This window comes from Paenibacillus sp. FW507-14B1B (assembly GCF_058781425.1).
In genome coordinates this window covers 931833-951720 of the sequence record NZ_JBYSWS010000001.1, presented here as the reverse complement: position 1 = coordinate 951720, position 19888 = coordinate 931833, and the positions used below count along the sequence as shown (strand labels likewise).

The window sequence follows — 19888 nt, the reverse complement described above, 5'->3', positions numbered from 1 at the left end:
AGATGAACATCGAGAGGAAGCCAAAACTGAAGGCTTCCCGTTCTAACAAGGAATCGGGGACAACGGGGGAACGGTTCGTATATCAAGATGATGATGCGATTGAGAAACCGTTTAACTGGAAGCAATTAACCCGGCTAATATCTTATATGAAGCCATATGCGAAACAGATGATACCGCTTATCGTTGTTCTCATGATCATTGGTACCATCACGAAGCTTGCGGTTCCATATCTGACAGGTGCAGCCATTGACCAGGCTATTGCTCCTGAAAAAGGTAGTCCAAGTTTAAATATGCTGTATAAGATTACGATTACTGTTCTTGTACTATATATTATTCAATACATCACAGGGATTTTCCGAATCAAATATACAAATATTATAGGCCAGAGGGTCATTTATGACCTGCGGGCAGATCTGTTCCGGCACATTCAGCGTTTGTCCTTCAACTTCTATGACAAACGTCCAGCTGGTTCAGTTCTAGTCCGGGTTACGAATGACGTTAACTCTTTACAGGACCTATTTACGAACGGTGTGGTCAACTTGTTGATCGACTGTGTACAGTTAGCCGGTATCGTTATTATCTTGCTCTTAATTAACTGGAAATTAGGTCTGGCTGTTATTGTTACGGTACCTATTATGTTCTTCATTTCAACGGCACTGCGTATAAAAATCCGCAGAGCTTGGCAGGAAGTTCGAACGAAGAATTCTCGAATTAACTCCCACTTGAATGAATCGATTCAAGGAATCCGTGTAACGCAGGCTTACACGCAGGAAGAAGAGAACATGAAGTTCTTTGATCATATGAATGCGGATAGCAAGAAGTCCTGGGATAGGGCTTCAGCGATGAACCAAGCATTTGGTCCACTGATCGAAATTACAGGTGGTTTCGGATCTTTGATCTTGTTCTGGCTTGGAGCAACGCTAATTCAGAGCGGGGAACTTACCGTAGGTCTCTTGATTGCCTTCTCAAACTATGTGGGTAATTTCTGGGAACCAATTAACCGTCTGGGTCAAATGTATAACCAGCTCTTAGTAGCGATGGCATCATCTGAACGGATATTTGAATTTATTGATGAGAAGCCAAATATTGATGACGCTCCAAATGCTAAGAAACTTCCTCAAATTAAAGGTGATATTAAGCTAGAGAAAGTGGTATTTGAATACGAGAAAGGTCGTCAAGCATTGAAAGGGATTGATCTGGATGTAAAAGCTGGGCAGTCGATCGCTCTCGTAGGGCATACTGGATCTGGTAAGAGTACGATCATTAACCTTTTGAGCAGGTTCTATGATATAACCGATGGGAAGATCACGATTGATGGATATGATATTCGCCAGGTAACGGTTGAGAGTCTTCGTCATCAGATTGGAATAGTGCTGCAAGATACCTTTATCTTCTCAGGAACGATTCGTGACAATATCCGGTTTGGTCGTCTCGATGCTACCGATGAGGAGATTGAAGAGGTAGCCAAAGCGGTCGATGCGCATGAGTTTATCATCAATATGCCGAATGGTTATGATACGGAAGTAGAAGAACGAGGTAACATGTTGTCTATGGGCCAAAGACAGCTATTATCATTTGCAAGAGCGCTTCTTGCAGATCCTCGTATCCTTATCTTGGATGAAGCAACGGCAAGTATCGACACAGAGACCGAGCTCAAAATTCAAGATGCGTTAAAGGTGCTTCTGAAAGGACGTACTTCTTTCATCGTTGCACACCGCTTATCGACAATCAGACATGCTGATTTAATCGTTGTTCTGGATCATGGTCAAATCATCGAACAAGGAAATCATAACCAGCTTATGAATATGCAGGGAACCTATCACGGATTGATCGAAGCTCAGTATAAATTTTTGTAACATTTAAGTGAATAATATTCGTATAATAGAGAGAAATTTGTCGGAACCCTCTTGCAATCTTCGTCAGAAACTACGAAAATAGATAATGTGGAGAAGATATCATACGAGAAGGGAAGCATGAGGGTATAATGAGCATGGATAGCGTTTTGTCTGCGCCTGCACTGCTGATTCGAACGTTTGAGAAAAAAGATTTGGAATCTGTCACGTCTTTAATGCGCGAGTTACATTATCCAACAACGCTGAATGTAATGCGTGATCGGATGGAAATGATGAGCGCAAACCCGCTCTACTGCAACATGATTGCAGAGCTAGACGGTAAGGTAGTAGGTATGATGATGCTTCGTCAGGTCAAATCCTTCGCAGAGACTGAATGGGCAACTCAAATCACTTCGTTGATTGTAACCTCAAGCTGCCGCAGCCAAGGAATCGGCAAACGATTGGTACGCGGTGGAGAGAATTGGGGAAAACAGCAGGGAAGCAACCTCTTGTTTCTCACAAGCGGCAACCGGGAAGGTTTAGCCCCGGCACATGCATTTTTTGAACATATCGGATTTGAAAAAGCAGGCTATCAGTTCGTAAAGCAACTGTAGTTCAGCCTTTTTCTCCAACCCGCTCCCTCCGTTAGGGAACGGGTTTCTCTTTTTGTAAGCATACATAATTGTAACCGTGGCATTTCGTATCATGCAGAATCATAGGAGTATCGGCCTATTCTTTCAATTTATTGAGGGAATAGGTCTTTTTTGTGTTCTGTATTGCAGGGAGCGGCTCTTGTAATCCAGAATATACATTTGGAAAGCGTTATCATTTTTGAGGGTTGAATGGATAAGTATTCATCTACAATGAACAAGTGAAGGAATAAAGGACGTGTGAAATATGTTAAAGCTGATATTGGTTGATGACGAAGAGGACGTTAGAGAAGGTCTGATGGAGCAGATCCATTGGGAGACATATGGATATATCGTTACTGATCGTGCTGAGAATGGACAAGAAGCGATGGAGATGATTGAACGGAGCAGGCCAGACGTTGTCGTGACTGATATTCAGATGCCCTTTATGGATGGCCTTCAACTAGCAGAGTGGATTCGGGAGAACTATCCACTGACAAAGGTCATTATTTTAACGGGGTATGATGAATTCGAATATGCCCGTAAAGCTATAACTTTGCAGATTGATGAGTATGTTCTGAAGCCCTTTTCATCTCAAGAACTCATTCAAATATTACTTAAGGTGAAGGAACAGATTGAAGTGGAAGTGGCTCAGACTGAGAATATTCACCTGCTTAGAGCTCATTATGCACGTAGCTTACCTATATTAAAAGAAATGTTTTTAGCTGAGCTGATGACAACTAGGATATCACTTGAAGATATAAGAATGAAGTGTGAAACGTTTAACCTTACTCTTACGGAAGGCGCTTATCTTACGGCAGTCATCTCACCAGATACATCTCCGTCTTGTTCAGAAGCCAATATCGAGAACTCCAGAGAGACGGTATCTCTGCGTAATGGGAACAACCGAAATCTTCAACTGTTTGCAGTTCGTAATATTGCAGATGAATTAAGCGACTCAGATCGGAATCTTGTTTTTATAGCAGGTGAAGAAGTTATTCTAATTACCCATGGGGATCTGAATGCTGAATGTTTGACGAAGCAAACTTTTCAGTTACTTGAAGTCATTCGTGATAAGGTGGAGAAATATTTAAAACTGACCGTGACCATAGGTGCCTCAGCCATTAGAAATACACCCGAAAGCCTTTATTTATCTTATCAGGAAGCGAGGCAGGCCGTAGATTATCGACTAGTACATGGCAATAATCGGGTTATTTGGATTGAAGATGTTGAAGCCTCAAGAGCCTCGCAGCCTGTTATAACCCTTGATGAACGCAATGAACAAAGACTTATTCGTAGTATTAAGGTAGGGACAGAGGAGGAACGTAGATTGGTGATCTCTTCCATGTTCGAAGAACAAACGGTGGAGACAGCCTCGATTCAAGATTATCAGATCTATTGGTTAGAGATTATGGCGCTTATTCTTAGGCTCACGAAAGAGAGTGGAACGAATCCACAAGAGTTATTCGGTTCGGATATGAACTCATTAATAGAGATTACTTCATTCACTGGACCTGACGAACTAAAGAACCGTCTACGGCAGATTTGTGACAAGCTTGCTTGCAATTATGAATCTGAACGGCATTTCAGCGCAAGGAATGCGGTGGAGGAAGCAAAAGCTTTTATACATAAAAATTATTCGGATAGCGATTTATCAATTGGCAGCGTATGCAAGTTGCTGCATATAAGCACGGGATATTTCAGTTCTATTTTTAAGAAAGAAACCAAGATGACGTTTGTAACTTATCTGATGCAAGTTCGCATGAATGCGGCTAAGGAAATGCTGCGAACGACCACGTTGAAGGCTTTTGAAATTGCAGAGAAAAGCGGATTTTCCGACCCCAATTATTTCAGTTTCTGTTTCCGTAAGACGTTCGGGGTTTCACCGAAAGAATACCGTACAGCCGGGGAAGGATGAGGAAGCGATATGGTACGGAGAGTTAGACGTTTTTTTCGTTTGAAAAGCTCTGTTTCAGATCGACTTCTATTCCGCTTCCGCAGCATTCAGGTGATGATCACTTTCCTTATCTCTATCATCACCATGATTGTAGTATTGGTGGTCAGTTTCATGCTTTACGATAAGTTCTCAAGGACTGCTGAAGAGAATGCTTACCTGAATATTCAGCAGATTATCGAACAGGTCAGCAGTAACCTTGAGACTTACGTAAAGGGAATGCAAGATATTTATCGCGTGGTAGAGGATCAATTCGATGGTAAGCGTACCGACAACAATTCTTCGTTAAGAGGGCAGTTATCAACACTTTTGCAGACTAGAGAGGATTTAGTATCTATTGCATTATTCACGATGGATGGTCAGTCCGTTATCAATGTACCCGCTCAGCCGATGATGGATAATACAAGATTGACTTCACAAAGCTGGTTCGAGACCTCGATACGAAGCCCTAATCAATTGTCTATATCAGCCCCACATATTCAGAACCTTTACCAAGGCCAGTACAAATGGGTCGTTTCCATGAGTCGGGTGATCAATTATCGAGCCTATGGGGAGACGCAAAAAGGTGTACTCATGGTTGATATTAACTTTCGTACGATTGATGAGTTAAGCTCTCAGGTTAGTCTGGGAAAAAAAGGATATGCTTACATAACCGATTCAGTCGGGAATATTGTGTACCATCCGCAGCAGCAACTGATTTACGCAGGCTTGAAATATGAGAATATGGAGCCTGTGCTTAAGTACAATTTTGGTAACTATACGGATCTATCTACAGGCGAGGAACGTTATATTACAGTTCGATCCGTGCAGCCAATTGGTTGGAAGATTGTTGGTGTATCATATCCCTCTGAGATTGTGACAACGAAACGTGATTTGGGAGAATTCTTGTTATGGTTCCTCGCAGCTGTATTGGCATGTGTCATTATCATCTCTGTATTCGTATCTGCCAAGATCTCTCAACCGATTCTACGACTAGAGAAATCAGTGAAAAAAGTAGAGAGGGGAGACTTCTCATCTCCAGTGGATGTTAAGGGGTTTGTCGAAGTAGAGCGCGTATCTCACCGATTCAATCTGATGGTGCAGCAGATCAGAGAGCTTATGGAACAGATTATTCTGGAGCAGGAGGCCAAGCGCAAAAGCGAGCTTGATGTGCTTCAAGCACAGATCAATCCTCATTTTCTGTATAATACGCTGAATTCAGTTATTCGGCTTGCGGAGAGAGGGCATAACGAGGAGGTTGTAAAGACCATTACCTCATTATCGAAGTTGTTCCGGATCAGCCTTGCTAAAGGGAATAACATTATCACAGTCAGGGATGAGCTTGAGCATGTCCGGAATTATTTGATTATTCAAAATATACGTTATAAGAACAAATTTCAATTTGTTATTCAAGCAGATGATCAGGTGTTGGATTGTCTGACCTTGAAATTAATCCTGCAACCCTTGGTTGAAAATGCAATTGTACACGGTTTGGAAGAGCAATATGACCCTGGAATGATTACGATTAAGGCCGTCTTGGATCAACATATTGTTCGGTTTACGATTGCTGATAATGGACTCGGAATGTCTCCATCGAAACTAAAGGACGTGATGAGTGGTGAATCTGAGGGAGGAAAGGGCTCAGGCGTGGGCGTTAAAAATGTGAATGAACGTATTACCTTAGCATATGGTCCTGAATATGGATTGTATTATGAAAGTGAGCGAGAAGAAGGGACGACCGTGACAGTTACGATTCCAGCGCAGTGGCCAAATGATCGTTCAGAAGGGAGGATCTCTTCATGAAACGACCTTGGGGTATCTTTTTAACGATGGCTATGCTGCTTGGAATGACGAGCTGTTCAGGCGACCTCCCAGACAATAAAGTTCGAGACAAAATGCGTTCCATTGATATGATCGTAAAGATGAACCGAGGAGACTACTGGAATACGGTAAGGATGGGCGCTCTTGTCGCTGCCAAAGAGTATAATATCGAACTAAATTTCAAGGCTCCATTCAGCGAAGACGATATCGAAGGTCAGATTCAGATGGTGGAAGAAGCTATTGAGTATAAATCGGATGCAATTGTCCTTGCAGCGAGTGACTATATGGAACTGGGACAGGCTGCAGATAAAGCTGCATTTTATGGCATTCCTATGGTTTCATTGGATGCTGATGTTGCTTCGGCTCGGGTCGAGACCCGGATAGGGGCGAATAACTATGATGCAGGTCAGAAAGTTGCACAGCGCTTGGTCGATCTGCTAGGTTCATCTGGAAAAATCGGAGTGGTTAGCTTTGTCAAAGGTGCATATGACGAAGCAGAACGAATGGAAGGATTTACGGATTACATATCTCGTTTTCCCGGAATAGAAATCATGGAAGTTGGATACTGCGGATCAGATGAGAATCTGGCAGCTGATATTACGGGCAGAATGATTAAATCCTATGACATAGACGGTGTTGCTTCTCTGAACAGTGTTTCATCAGTAGGAGCTGCAAGAGAGATCCGAGCACTTGGTTTAGGTGGTCAAGTTAAGCTGGTCACTTTTGATAGTACGCCGGAGATCATTGAACTTCTTCAGGAAGGAACGATTCAAGCAACGCTTATCCAGAACCCGTTCAGTAATGGCTATCTTGCTGTTCAATATGCTGTAGAAGCTCTAGAGGGCAGGAAGGTACCTGAACGAGTCGAAACACCAACCAAAATGATAGATTTAGATAATATGCTGTGGCCGGAGAATCAGAAACAATTGTTTCCTTTTGTAAGATGAAGATAATCATGAGAATTTTCATAAAACAGATGAGAATTTTGTATTAAGTTCATTTCCTTTTTCCGTAATAATGAGAACGTAAACAACGTTATGTCCGAACCATATAGAGTAAATAGGAGGTCATTGTTGATGAAAAAGGTAACATCTGTATTGCTGGCAGGAGCTCTCTTAGGTAGTGCACTCGCTGGTTGTTCCAGTGATGGATCGAAGGAAGGAAGCGGAGGCAAGGAGCCAAAGATTGGAGTTGCAATCTACAAATTTGACGATACCTTCATGACAGGGGTAAGGAATTCCATTAAAGAAAATGCCAAGGGGATCGCTAGTGTTGACATTGTGGACAGCTTAAATTCACAGCCTACACAGAACGATAAAGTGGATCTTTTTATTAGTAAAAAATCAGATGCACTTCTTATTAATCCGGTTGACCGGACTGCAGCAGGTGTCATCATTGATAAAGCGAAGGCAGCGGACACTCCAGTCGTTTTCTTGAACCGCGAGCCTTTGCCGGAAGATATGAAGAAGTGGGATAAGGTGTATTACGTTGGAGCGAAAGCTGAAGAATCCGGAACGATGTCAGGTGAGCTGATTGTGGATTATTGGAAAGCTCATCCTGAAGCAGACAAGAACGGGGATGGAGTTCTGCAATATGTCATGCTGATGGGTGAGCCAGGACACCAGGATGCGGAGCTGCGGACCAAGTATTCCGTTGAGGCAATTGTGAATGCGGGTATCAAAGTTGAGAAAGTTGCTGAAGACTCCGGCATGTGGGACCGCGTAAAGGGACAGGAGAAGATGGCAGCCTTCCTCGGATCGCACGGGGATAAAATCGAAGCTGTGCTCGCGAATAATGATGATATGGCACTTGGTGCTATTGAGGCATTAAAAGCAGCTGGTTATTTCAAAGGTGACAAAGTGATGCCAGTTGTAGGTGTTGATGCGACGGCTCCAGCTCTTGAAGCGCTGAAAGATGGGACGATGCTCGGAACGGTTCTGAACGATGCAGTTAACCAAGGGAAAGCTTCCGTTAAGTTAGCTTCATTACTAGCAAATGGTGAGACACCAACGAAAGATAATGCTGGCTTCGATATTACTGATAACCAATACATCTGGATCTCGTACAAAAAGATTACAAAAGACAATATGGATGACGCGAAATAGAAGTCTTTTGTTAAGAACAGCAGAGAGGAGCGGACAGCGGTTCGCTCCTTTCTTATACCTCATAGAAGGCTGTGGCTGTTGAATTTGGTGTTAGTCTAAGAGCCACAGTATGGATTTGAAGGAGGCAAACACATGACAGAGCAGCCCTTTTTACTAGAAATGAATGAGATGACTAAGGAATTTCCAGGAGTTAAAGCGCTTGATGGAGTTACGCTGAAAGTTCGTCCAGGTACGGTACACGCATTGATGGGTGAGAATGGAGCGGGTAAATCGACGCTAATGAAATGCTTGTTCGGGATCTATTCAGCAGATGGTGGCGAGATACGTCTGAACGGAGAGGTCGCAGATATTCGAAATTCTAAAGATGCGCTGCGTTACGGGATATCGATGATCCACCAGGAGCTCCATCCCATTCCTTTTCGAAGTGTCATGGAGAACATATGGCTCGGTAGGTTCCCTACTACTGGCCTGGGACCCATTCAATTTGTGAATCATAAGAAAATGAGAAGTGATACCGAGGAATTGTTCAAAGATATCAATATTGATATTGACCCCGATATTAATGTAGGAAAACTGTCCGTTTCCAAAATACAATCCATTGAAATAGCAAAAGCAGTTTCCTATCAATCACGCGTTATTGTCATGGACGAACCGACCTCTTCTTTGACGGGGGTTGAAGTAGAGCATTTATTCCGAATCATTCGTGATCTGAAAGAACGCGGCGTCGCCATTATCTATATTTCACACAAGATGGAAGAGATTTTACAAATATCTGATGAAGTTACGATTATGCGGGATGGAAGAAAGATCGGCACTTGGCCCGCCGGCGAACTGACAACCGATCTGATCATCTCCAAAATGGTTGGTCGTGACCTGACGCAGCGCTTTCCAGAGCGTGACAATGTACCGGGTGATGTACTGCTGGAGGTCAGAAATTTGACTTCGGTTGTCCCTAAATCATTTCAAGATGTCACATTTAACTTGCGCCGAGGTGAGATTCTTGGTGTAGGGGGACTAGTAGGAGCGCAGCGTACAGAATTGATTGAAGCTCTGTTCGGACTTCGGGACATTGCCTCAGGCAGCATGTTGCTAAATGGTCAACAGATTAAGATAAAGTCACCTGAAGATGCGAAGAAATATGGGCTTGCCCTATTGACTGAGGAAAGACGTTCCACCGGAATATTCCCGGTTTTGTCTGTGCATGAGAACGGTGCTGTGGCTAACTTAAAGCGGTATCCAAAGTTCTATATTTTATTGGACGAGAAGAAGAAGAAAACGGATGTCAAGATGATGGTTGAAAAGCTCCGAACCAAGACCCCTTCCCAGAGGACACGAATTATGAATCTTTCAGGGGGAAATCAGCAGAAGGTCTTACTAGCCCGGTGGCTGCTTACAGAACCAGAAATCTTACTGCTGGATGAACCGACTCGGGGGATCGACGTTGGTGCGAAATTTGAAATTTATAGCATCATCGCTGATCTAGCTAAGCAAGGAAAGAGCATCATTATGATCTCGTCCGAAATGCCAGAACTTCTTGGAATGTCAGATCGTATTCTCGTCATGTCTGAGGGACGATTGACCGGGATTCTAGATAGGTCAGAAGCGAATGAAGAAATCATTATGCGACTAGCAGCTCAGCATTAGGCAAAAGAGAGAAGGAGAGAGTCTATGAATACGCTAAAAGTTCGTAATTTTGCGTCAGAGAATGCTATTTATATGGTATTGGTCGTTCTTATTCTTGGTATTACGCTTTATGATCCAGCATTTTTTTCAGTACAATCGCTGCGAGATGTATTGATTCAATCTTCGACTAGAGCGATTATTGCTCTAGGTGTGGCGTTCATTCTGATTACCGGCGGAACAGATCTATCGGCAGGTAGAATTGTTGGATTGTCGGCAGTTATTTCGGCTTCTATGCTTCAAAGGTCAGATTATTCGAGTCCTTTTTTTCCGGATCTTCCATATATGCACTATATTGTACCGGTGATCCTTGCGGTACTCGCAGGCGTAATATTTGGATTTATCAATGGTGTGATTGTTGCTAAGTTTAATGTACCACCATTTATTGCGACACTCGGGACAATGGTTGTTGTCTTGGGGGTTAACTCCTTATATTTTGATATGGAGCCGAACAATTCACAGCCAATCGGTGGCTTGCGTCCAGATTTCACGAATGATCTGGGAACGGGGTTTATCGGCGGTGGTGATTTCCGGATACCTTATATTGTGCTCATTGCGATCGCGGTCGCCTTTGTTGTATGGGTTATCTTTAATAAAACTCGATTAGGTAAAAATATGTATGCGATTGGTGGCAATATTCAAGCTGCACGTGTCTCTGGTATTAATGTAGCCCGTAATTTAATTATCATTTACTCTATTGCTGGAGCACTTTATGGCTTGGCGGGTGTACTTGAAGCTGCTCGAACGGGCGGAGCAACGAATAGCTATGGTAATATGTACGAACTTGACGCTATTGCAGCCTGTGTTGTTGGAGGAGTATCCACAACAGGCGGGATTGGTACAGTCCCGGGAGTGATGGCGGGCGTTCTCATTTTTACGATTATCAATTATGGTTTGACCTTTATAGGTGTAAGCCCATATTGGCAGCTTATTATTAAAGGATTGATTATTGTAGTAGCTGTTGCTTTTGATATGCGCAAATATGCTGCGAAGAAATAAGCTTTAATTCAAAGATGAATCTTAGTCCGATGCAAATCGAGGCTAAGATTTTTTTTGTTGTATATTGAGGAAATAAAGTGCTTTCAAACATTATAATGTTTTCATTTACTTTGACGTAGAGCCGTGATATCTTAAACATTATAACGTTATATTATAAAAAGGTGATGCAGGTGGAAGAGAGAATCATACTATCTCACGTGAAGCGCGTTAGTGGAGAAGAAATCGATATCATCATCGATAATGGCAGGATTACAGCGATTACATCTGCCGGGGATGGAAGAGGTGGTCGGATCGTTAATGGTTTAGGCGCTTTTGTGTCTAGCGGTTGGATCGATATGCATGTTCATGCTTTTCCAGAGTTTGATCCTTATGGGGACGATATGGATGAGATTGGTATTAAGCAAGGCGTTACAACGATTATTGATGCAGGAAGCTGTGGAGCTGATAGGATTGCTGATCTGGTCTCGAACAGGAAGCAGGCCAAGACTCGTGTATATGCCTTCTTGAATATCTCGCGGATTGGTCTAGCACGAATTGATGAATTGTCTAGACTCGAATGGATTGATCGAAGTAAGGTTATGCAGGCAGCCGAGATGTACTCCGATTTCATTGTTGGATTAAAGGCACGGATCAGTCGAAGTGTGGTTTGTGAAAGCGGGATAGAACCGCTGCGAATTGCGCGTGAGCTTTCCAGTGCTACTCGTCTTCCGTTAATGGTTCATATCGGATCAGGACCTCCAAATATTGAGGAAGTTGTTCAATTACTACAGCGTAAAGATGTGATTACTCATTATCTGAATGGCAAGAAGAACAACCTGTTTGATGATGAGGGGAAGGCGCTTCCTGTACTACTAGATGCCATTGACCGTGGTGTTCATTTGGACGTTGGGCATGGGACAGCTAGCTTCTCCTTTAAAGTGGCTGAAGCGGCGAGAAAACAGGGCATCGGGCTTAATACCATTAGTACAGACATTTATAGAGGGAATCGTGTGAATGGTCCCGTTTATAGTATGAGTTCTGTGCTCTCGAAATTTTTATACCTGGGCTATTCGCTGGAAGAGACTGTAGCTGCAGTAACAATGAACGCTGCGGAGTGGCTGGGTAAGCCTGAACTTGGAAGAATTCAAGTGGGTGATGTCGCTAATCTGACACTGTTTTCTGTTGAGAATAGAGAAGCGGAACTCGTTGACTCTGAGGGCGACAAGCGAGTAACGAATCGAGTGATCGAAGCAAAAGGAGTGGTTATCAATGGGGAATTCATTGAATGCGAAATACGGTCTTAAACGTGTTATTAATGCCAGTGGACGCATGAGTATTCTAGGTGTATCCGCACCAACGGATACGGTTATGGATGCGATGAAGCAGGGTGGACAGAACTATGTGGAAATCGCCGATCTGGTTGATAAAGCAGGTGATCACATCGCACATATACTGGGATCTGAAGCAGCGGTCGTAGTTAACTCAGCTTCCAGTGGTATTGCTCTGTCCGTTGCAGCGATTGTAACGGGGGGGAATCGTCGTCTAAGTGAGCGTCTTCATCAGGAGAATATAGAAAAGAATGAGATTATTATTTTGAAAGGTCATAATGTGCAGTACGGCGCGCCTGTTGAGACGATGGTTTATTTAGGTGGAGGAAAGTTGGTTGAAGTTGGTTATGCCAATGAAGGTCGAGCTGAGCATATTGAGGATGCTATCTCGGACAAAACGGCAGCAATTCTTTATGTTAAATCTCACCATGCAGTTCAAAAAAATATGATCTCTGTTGAAGAAGCATGGGAAGTAGCTCAGCGTAAAGGTGTTCCGATGATCGTCGATGCAGCCGCCGAAGAAGATATACATAAATACGTGAAGTATGCGGATTTAGCTATTTATAGTGGCTCAAAAGCAATCGAAGGTCCGACTTCAGGAATTGTTGGTGGTAGACGTACTTATATCGATTGGCTGAAAGTTCAGTTGCATGGTATTGGTCGCAGCATGAAGGTTGGTAAAGAAACTACATTTGGTTTATTGCAAGCACTCGATGAATATATCGTCAAAGCGGATAACAGCGAATCTGAAAGAGCTGAACTACAGAAGTTAATGCCTCTAAATGACATCGATGGGGTGCGTGTATCCATCGTTCAAGATGAAGCGGGGCGCGCGATTTACCGTGCTAGAGTTCAGATTGATCCAGAGCAAACGGGCACAACAGCGAAGGAAGTAGCTAGCGGCCTTCAAAACGGGGAGATTGCAATATACACTCGAGATTATGGTGTAAGACAGGGTTATTTTGATATCGATCCAAGGTCATTAATGGGTGACGATATCCTTGTTATACAATCCAAAATAAGTGAATTAACAGGGGGAAGATAAAATGTCCAATATATCAAACCGTTTATACAGAGGTCGTGTTGCTTTAAACGTATTAGCTAATGATGTTGAAAACGCGAAGGAAGTTTTTGAATCCGCAGAAGGATTCGTGCTTGTAGGTGTTCTATCTAAAGATTATGCTACTGTAAAAGAAGCTGTAGTGGCCATGAAACAGTACGGCGAAGAAATTGAAAATGCAGTGTCGATCGGTCTTGGAGCAGGCGATAACCGTCAAGCTGCCGTTGTTGCTGAAATCGCTAAGTATTATCCAGGAAGTCATATCAATCAAGTGTTTCCAGCAGTCGGTGCAACCCGTGCTAATCTCGGTGATCAAGATAGCTGGATTAACAGTCTTGTATCACCTTCAGGCCAACCTGGTTACGTAAATATTTCAACGGGTCCTTACAGTGCTGCACAGAGTGAAGCGGCAATCATTCCGATTAAATCCGCTATTGCACTTGTTCGTGATATGGGTGGGAATGCTTTGAAATATTTTCCGATGCAGGGCCTTAGCCTTGAAGAAGAGTATCGTGCGGTTGCACAAGCATGTGGAGAAGAAGGGTTTGCGCTTGAGCCTACCGGTGGGATCGACATGCAAAATTTCGAACCGATTCTTCGTATAGCACTAGAAGCAGGCGTTCCTCAAGTGATTCCTCATGTGTACTCTTCCATTATTGATAAAGAGACCGGTGACACTAAAATTGAGGATGTTCGCGAGCTACTCTCCATTATGAAAAAGTTGGCGAATCGTTATGCCTAAAGCAATAGCTGCTTTTGGTGAGGTCATGATGCGTTTGCAGGTTCCTGGATATGACTTGCTTACGCAAGGCAACACCTTAAACTACACTTTTTCAGGCACAGGAGTAAATGTTATCTCCGCTTTAGCGCGTTATGGACATTCTGGATACCTCATTTCCCGATTACCTGTTAATTCTCTAGGTGATGCAGCTGCAGCTTATTTAAGGAAATTAGGTATTGCTTCAACGTTCATTCATCGTGGCGGGAACTATTTAGGAATGTATTTCTTGGAGAATGGGTTTGGTGTTCGTTCAAGTCGTGTAACGTATACGAATCGTCTTGAAAGCAGTTTTAATACCGCTCCTGAGCACGAATATGATTATGCCGAAATAGCTGCTCAGATTGATGCGGTTCATTTTTGCGGAATCGCGCTTGCTATGAATGATCGTGTGAGAAATCATATGAAATCATTAGCACAAGCTGTGAAACAGCACGGAGGAACCGTCATATTTGATTGTAACTATCGTCCATCTTTATGGGGTGAAGATGGCTATACCGCAGCAAAACCACATTATGAAGATATGTTAAATCTCGCAGATATTGTTATTATGAATGAAAAAGACGCGATATTTACATTAGGAATGGTAACGAGTAAGCTTGAACGTGAAGAGCAGCTTACAGACTTGATTCCTGTTGTTGCGAAGAAGTATCATATTCAAGTAATTGCGGGTACGCATCGATCGATCAACCACGATAATACGCATTCGCTATGTGGGTATATTTTTAAGCAGGATCAATTTGTATTATCGGATAAGCTGACTTTTGCTGTGTATGATCGAATTGGTGCGGGGGATGCTTTTGCGAGCGGAATTATTCATGGTGAGATGGAGGGGCTTTCACCGGATCAGACTGTACAGTTTGCCGCTGTATCCAGTATGCTGGCGCATACGGTGTCAGGGGATACCCCTATGGCATCTGAAGCGGATATCCGTCGTGCCATGACTGAAGCTGTAGGCGATGTAGAAAGGTAGTGGATTAGTTGTGAGCTTATCGCGAAAAGATAGGCCATTGTATTTGCAGATCAAAAATATTATTAAAGATCGCATCCTTTATGGTGTGTATACGCTCGGTTCCAACATTCCTTCAGAGCCTCAGCTGGAGAATGAATTTGGTGTGAGCAAAATAACTGTAAGAAATGCGATTCAGGAGCTTGTTCAAGAAGGCTATTTGGAAAAAGGAAGTGGAAAAGGTACGAAGGTGATTCGTATTACATCTACTTCTAAACTATCCAAGTGGAAACGATTCACCGAGGTTTTGGTTGAGGAAGGTCATCGCATTCATAAGCAATGGCTGCGTGTAGAAACGATTTCGTGCGAGAAGAATTCCGAGCCGAATCGTCTTTTTGGAGATCAATGCCTTAGGCTTGAACGTGTTTATTTTTTGGATGATGCACCGTATATTTATTACACGCACTATTTGACGCATACAATTGGTGAGTTGGACTTGCAAGATCTTAACGCACAATCATTATACGAGCTTTTGGAGGATCAGAATATTTCACTTGATAAGCTCCGCGATGAATTTGATGTACAGGCTCCACCAGAACATATTGCGACAATTCTACAGGTTACTAGTGGGAAGCCGCTCTTAAAAAGATCGCGATATTCTTATGATGAGCAAGGTCATGTAAAGGAATATAGTATCGGGTATTACAATACGGCGCTTCAAAACTATGTTGTGAATTATAATGTGTAACTCAGATCTAGCTCGTTAATAAGAGACTATCCTGTAGCGATCAATCGCTTAGGATAGTCTTTTTTTTTGTATTGTTCGAAGGTTCTTTCCAACATTTGAAGGGTAGATGAAGGTTTCGAATATGTTACAATGTGATCGTAGTTAATTACAAAATTGTAACTAAATCGAAATTAAGGAGATGTTATTTTATGAATAGATCCATGGTTAAAAAGCTTGTTAGCTTAGGGTTTGCCGCAGTATTGTCTGTTGGAGTTATGCTTCCTGCTTCTGCATCAGCAGCTACTCCTAGTGTTTCTCAAGAGACCATTCAAACTTTGCAGCAAAAATTACAGCAGTATTTAGAAAGTCAAGGATGGACTGGGGGCTTTAATTGCATTGTTCAGAAGCCTGTAACGAAACCTGAGCCAGAAAAACCTTCTACGCCGGAAGTAGAAAAGCCATCAACACCTGCGCCGCCGACGAGTCAACCGAGCGAACCAAGTAAGCCTAGCCAACCAAGCAAGCCTAATGAACAACCGAGCGAACCAAGTAAGCCAAATCAACAACCAAGTGAGCCTAGCAAACCTAATCAGCCAAGTGAGGAGAATGCCTCTTTTGCTAATCAGGTAGTAACGCTTGTGAACAAAGAACGAGCTAAAGCTGGACTTAAAGCACTTACCGTCCATGAAAAATTGACTGGTATGGCTCTCGATAAAGCAAAGGACATGCATGATAACAAATATTTCGATCATACTTCCCCAACCTACGGATCACCGTTTGATATGATGAAGAAATATGGCATTTCATACGGATATGCGGGTGAGAACATCGCGATGGGGCAACGTACACCAGAAGAGGTAATGAACTCTTGGATGAATAGTGATGGTCATCGTAAGAACATCTTGTCTCCTAACTTTACAAAGATCGGTGTCGGTTACTACAATGGATATTGGGTTCAAGAATTTATTAGCGAATAAATCGTAAAGTGATAATTAAGCAGGAGGGATAGTCCTCCTGTTTTTTTGTGCATGGATATGCTTTCATTTGCAAATTTTACATAGAAGTTTTATGTTTATGTACATACAGTCACTTCGTTTGGTAAATATATGTTATTGAATATCACATTAATCGGGGAGGACGTCCTCATGCATTCTTCAAAATGGATTTGGCGGATTACCGCATCGGTCTCCGTAATCGTAACTATTGTGTTAATTATCGGGTTTATATATGCCTTTCAAGATATAAATTCACCTCAATCCGCATCTTCAAGTTCACAACCTAAACCGTCAGAGAATCAAGGTGAATCGGTTACTACACCACAGCAAGATGAACAAGGACGTGAGCAAGCATCTAGAGAACTCCCTCCTTTACCAGATGAATTAAAGATCACGGCGATTGGAGATTCTTTAGCTAAAGGGACCGGAGATAATACGGGAAGTGGATTTGTTCGTAGGAGCATTCAGATACTGAATGATGGTGGGCGCAAGAGCGAGCTTCTCAATAATCTTGCCATTAACGGTTTAACTACGGAGGCACTCTTGCCGAAGTTAGAAGAGAAAGGTGTCCAGTATGCACTGCAAGAAGCGGATCTGATCCTTTTGTCCATCGGGGGGAATGACCTGTTTCAAGGAAGTGGCATTATTGAGAGTACGAAGAGTGGTTTAGAGGAACTGGATCCCAAGCAGTTAATGCAGACTGTCCCACAGGCATCACAGCGCTTGAAGGAGATCTTGAAGCAATTGCGAGTCATTAATCCGGACGCAAGGGTGATTTATGTCGGTCTTTATCATCCTTTTGCTGACTTAAAGGAGCTCTTACTTCCTGGAAATTTTGCAGTTTCCACTTGGAACTATGCTGCACAACAAGTTGTGAATAATGATCCCAATATGGTGATGGTTCCTACTTTTGATTTGTTTCAAGGGAAATTAGATGTTTATTTATCCTCGGACCACTTTCATCCAAATGGTGAAGGCTACGAGGCCATTGCGAAGCGCATTGCACAAGGGATCTTGTAGTTGTAATAGCCTGTGATGTGAGGGGAGTGAAATACTGATGGACGATGAACAAAAAGAAGTTGTTTTGTCCGTGGAGAATGTGAAGAAGAGAATCGGCCGAAAATGGATCATTCAGGATGTTACATTTGACGTTCGAGCAGGTGAGATCTTCGGCTTCCTCGGACCGAATGGTGCGGGGAAAACAACAACGATTCGCATGCTTGTCGATCTTATAAAGCCTACGAAAGGTCGCATTAAAGTTTGTGGTTATGACGTAAATACTCAACAGGAGAAAGCTCTTGCGTTTGTAGGATCTATCGTTGAGAACCCTGAGGTATACACCTATTTAACTGGATGGGAGAACTTGGAGCATTTTGCGAGAATGCAGCCCGGCATTGGAGAAGATCGAATTCATGAAGTTGTTGATATCGTGCGACTGGATAAACGCATCCATGATAAGGTAAGCACATATTCGCTTGGTATGCGTCAACGTCTAGGTATTGCACAAGCTCTCTTAGGCAGGCCCAAGCTTCTGATTCTAGATGAGCCAACGAATGGGCTCGATCCGAAAGGGATCAAAGAAATGAGGGAGTTCATCCAGCGTCTTGCTGGTGAAGGTTTGGCTGTATTCGTATCCAGTCACCTCCTAAGTGAGATCCAGTTGTTATGTGACCGTGTAGCGATCATAAGCAGAGGTAAGGTGCTTGCCGTGGGTGGAGTTGATGAGCTTATTGCAGGGAGTACTGGTTATGTTGTCTGGGACTTGTATCCTGCTGAGGCAGGAGAAACCGTATTACGCAAGATTGCGGAGTGTGAGGTTATGGATCATCCTGAGTCTCTTCTGGATGATTCGATCTTAGCTGGAATGTCTACTGAAGCTATCGTAACGCGGATTCAAGAGGAGCATACAGCCCGTGCGGTAAAACAACTTGTTGCAGCAGGGGTAGAAGTTCGCGGTGTAAGCCGAATCAATCCAACGCTGGAACAGTTGTTCCTTCAGATGACGGAAGGTGAGAGCATTGAGTAGCATACTACCGCTGATTAAGAATGAAACGATTAAAATCGTGAAGAAGAAACGCTTTTACGTTATTCTACTGGTGCTGCTCGTTCTGGTTCCGATGTTTACATATGCGCAGATGAAGTCAGCCGAGCGAAGTCAAGGGAAGTTTAATGGGGATTGGCGCTTGGAATTGCAACAGCGGATTACGGATAATGAGAATTCCCTTGGAAGCGATCGGGTACCGGAGGAGTGGAAGCAGTACCGGGCTGTTTTTATTCAACAGATGCAGTATTATCTTGAACATGATGTCAATCCGAATGAACCTAATGGTGTTAACTTTACCCGTGAATTTCTGAACAATGCCGTATCTTTGTTTATTCCACTGCTCATAATGGCTATTGCCTCAGATATTGTGTCAGGTGAACGGACAACCGGTACAATTAAGATGTTATTAACCCGACCTGTGAAAAGATGGAAGATTCTCCTGAGCAAGTTGATCGCACTGGTGATGTTCGTTTCGCTGATTATTTTGGCAACCTATGTGATTTCTTACTTGATCTCAGGTCTCGCCTTCGGTTATAAAGGATTTGAGCTTCCTGTATTTACCGGTTTTCGAATTATTGGGTCAGAAGTAGATATGTCAGCAGTTCATGCGGTTCCGCAGTGGAAGTATCTACTTATGCAGGGTGGACTGATCTGGTTTGTCAGTCTCGTTGTGGCTGCGCTGGCATTTATGGTGTCGGTCCTTGTGCGCAGTACAGCAGCTAGCATTGTCATTATGATGGCAGCTCTCATAGCAGGGAATATACTGACCAACATGGCCTCTGCATGGAATAGCGCTAAGTATTTATTTATGGTGAATTTGAGAATTACAGATTATCTTGCTGGAACTTTACCGCCAATTGAAGGGATGACACTTAATTTTTCCCTAGCTGTTCTAGCGATATGGGCGGCAGCAGCTGTGATCATTTCATTCACTGTCTTTACGAAACGGGACATTTTGAATTAAAATGGACGAGGTATACAAAACATTTGTTTGCATTTTGGGGGTGCTAACCCCCCTTATAGTGAAAT

17 protein-coding genes are annotated in these 19888 nt (G+C 43.0%); all 17 read left to right on the top strand.

Annotated elements, in window-relative coordinates; translation table 11 throughout:
- Nucleotides 1–2: 2 nt before the first annotated feature.
- The 17 genes from AC3WJJ_RS04465 to AC3WJJ_RS04385 all read left to right on the top strand — a co-directional run bounded on the left by AC3WJJ_RS04465 (nt 3) and on the right by AC3WJJ_RS04385 (nt 19823).
- Nucleotides 3–1856, top strand: a complete 1854-nt coding sequence (locus tag AC3WJJ_RS04465; RefSeq protein WP_492539580.1) for an ABC transporter ATP-binding protein — start codon at nt 3–5, stop codon at nt 1854–1856.
- Between the two features lie 134 nt (nt 1857–1990).
- Nucleotides 1991–2446 carry a GNAT family N-acetyltransferase gene (locus tag AC3WJJ_RS04460; protein WP_492538373.1) on the top strand — a complete coding sequence of 152 codons (456 nt, stop codon included), beginning with the start codon at nt 1991–1993 and terminating at the stop codon, nt 2444–2446.
- A 283-nt stretch (nt 2447–2729) separates the two neighbouring features.
- A complete protein-coding gene (locus tag AC3WJJ_RS04455; RefSeq protein WP_492538371.1) occupies nt 2730–4379 on the top strand; it encodes a response regulator in 1650 nt (549 codons plus the stop codon).
- 9 nt (nt 4380–4388) lie between these two features.
- The gene (locus AC3WJJ_RS04450; protein WP_492538370.1) at nt 4389–6197 is read left to right on the top strand and encodes a sensor histidine kinase; all 1809 of its coding nucleotides are present in this window, start codon (nt 4389–4391) and stop codon (nt 6195–6197) included.
- Nucleotides 6194–7162 (top strand): substrate-binding domain-containing protein, encoded by a 969-nt coding sequence (locus AC3WJJ_RS04445; protein WP_492538368.1) that lies wholly within the window; start codon nt 6194–6196, stop codon nt 7160–7162. The genes AC3WJJ_RS04450 and AC3WJJ_RS04445 overlap by 4 nt, the downstream gene beginning before the upstream one ends.
- Before the next feature lie 129 nt (nt 7163–7291).
- Complete coding sequence (locus AC3WJJ_RS04440) at nt 7292–8320, top strand: galactose ABC transporter substrate-binding protein (protein WP_492538366.1); 1029 nt, start codon at nt 7292–7294, stop codon at nt 8318–8320.
- Nucleotides 8321–8452: 132 nt separating this feature from the next.
- Nucleotides 8453–9964, top strand: coding sequence for a sugar ABC transporter ATP-binding protein (locus tag AC3WJJ_RS04435; protein WP_492538364.1), 1512 nt, complete (start codon nt 8453–8455; stop codon nt 9962–9964).
- A 24-nt stretch (nt 9965–9988) separates the two neighbouring features.
- The gene (mglC, locus tag AC3WJJ_RS04430; RefSeq protein ID WP_492538362.1) at nt 9989–10999 is read left to right on the top strand and encodes a galactose/methyl galactoside ABC transporter permease MglC; all 1011 of its coding nucleotides are present in this window, start codon (nt 9989–9991) and stop codon (nt 10997–10999) included.
- A gap of 170 nt (nt 11000–11169) precedes the next feature.
- A complete protein-coding gene (locus AC3WJJ_RS04425) occupies nt 11170–12282 on the top strand; it encodes an amidohydrolase/deacetylase family metallohydrolase (RefSeq protein WP_492538360.1) in 1113 nt (370 codons plus the stop codon).
- Nucleotides 12248–13351, top strand: coding sequence for a DgaE family pyridoxal phosphate-dependent ammonia lyase (locus AC3WJJ_RS04420; protein ID WP_492538358.1), 1104 nt, complete (start codon nt 12248–12250; stop codon nt 13349–13351). The genes AC3WJJ_RS04425 and AC3WJJ_RS04420 overlap by 35 nt, the downstream gene beginning before the upstream one ends.
- 1 nt (nt 13352) lies before the next feature.
- Nucleotides 13353–14108, top strand: a complete 756-nt coding sequence (gene dagF, locus AC3WJJ_RS04415) for a 2-dehydro-3-deoxy-phosphogluconate aldolase (protein WP_492538356.1) — start codon at nt 13353–13355, stop codon at nt 14106–14108.
- Nucleotides 14101–15117 carry a sugar kinase gene (locus AC3WJJ_RS04410; RefSeq protein ID WP_492538354.1) on the top strand — a complete coding sequence of 339 codons (1017 nt, stop codon included), beginning with the start codon at nt 14101–14103 and terminating at the stop codon, nt 15115–15117. The genes dagF and AC3WJJ_RS04410 overlap by 8 nt, the downstream gene beginning before the upstream one ends.
- Nucleotides 15118–15127: 10 nt before the next feature.
- Nucleotides 15128–15841, top strand: coding sequence for a GntR family transcriptional regulator (locus AC3WJJ_RS04405; RefSeq protein WP_422660887.1), 714 nt, complete (start codon nt 15128–15130; stop codon nt 15839–15841).
- A 188-nt stretch (nt 15842–16029) separates the two neighbouring features.
- On the top strand, nt 16030–16797 hold the full coding sequence (locus AC3WJJ_RS04400; protein WP_492538353.1) for a CAP domain-containing protein: 768 nt from the start codon (nt 16030–16032) through the stop codon (nt 16795–16797).
- A 168-nt stretch (nt 16798–16965) separates the two neighbouring features.
- Nucleotides 16966–17835, top strand: coding sequence for a GDSL-type esterase/lipase family protein (locus AC3WJJ_RS04395; protein ID WP_492538351.1), 870 nt, complete (start codon nt 16966–16968; stop codon nt 17833–17835).
- 37 nt (nt 17836–17872) lie between these two features.
- On the top strand, nt 17873–18841 hold the full coding sequence (locus tag AC3WJJ_RS04390; protein ID WP_492538349.1) for an ABC transporter ATP-binding protein: 969 nt from the start codon (nt 17873–17875) through the stop codon (nt 18839–18841).
- Nucleotides 18834–19823, top strand: coding sequence for an ABC transporter permease (locus tag AC3WJJ_RS04385; RefSeq protein ID WP_492538347.1), 990 nt, complete (start codon nt 18834–18836; stop codon nt 19821–19823). The genes AC3WJJ_RS04390 and AC3WJJ_RS04385 overlap by 8 nt, the downstream gene beginning before the upstream one ends.
- Nucleotides 19824–19888: the final 65 nt, after the last annotated feature.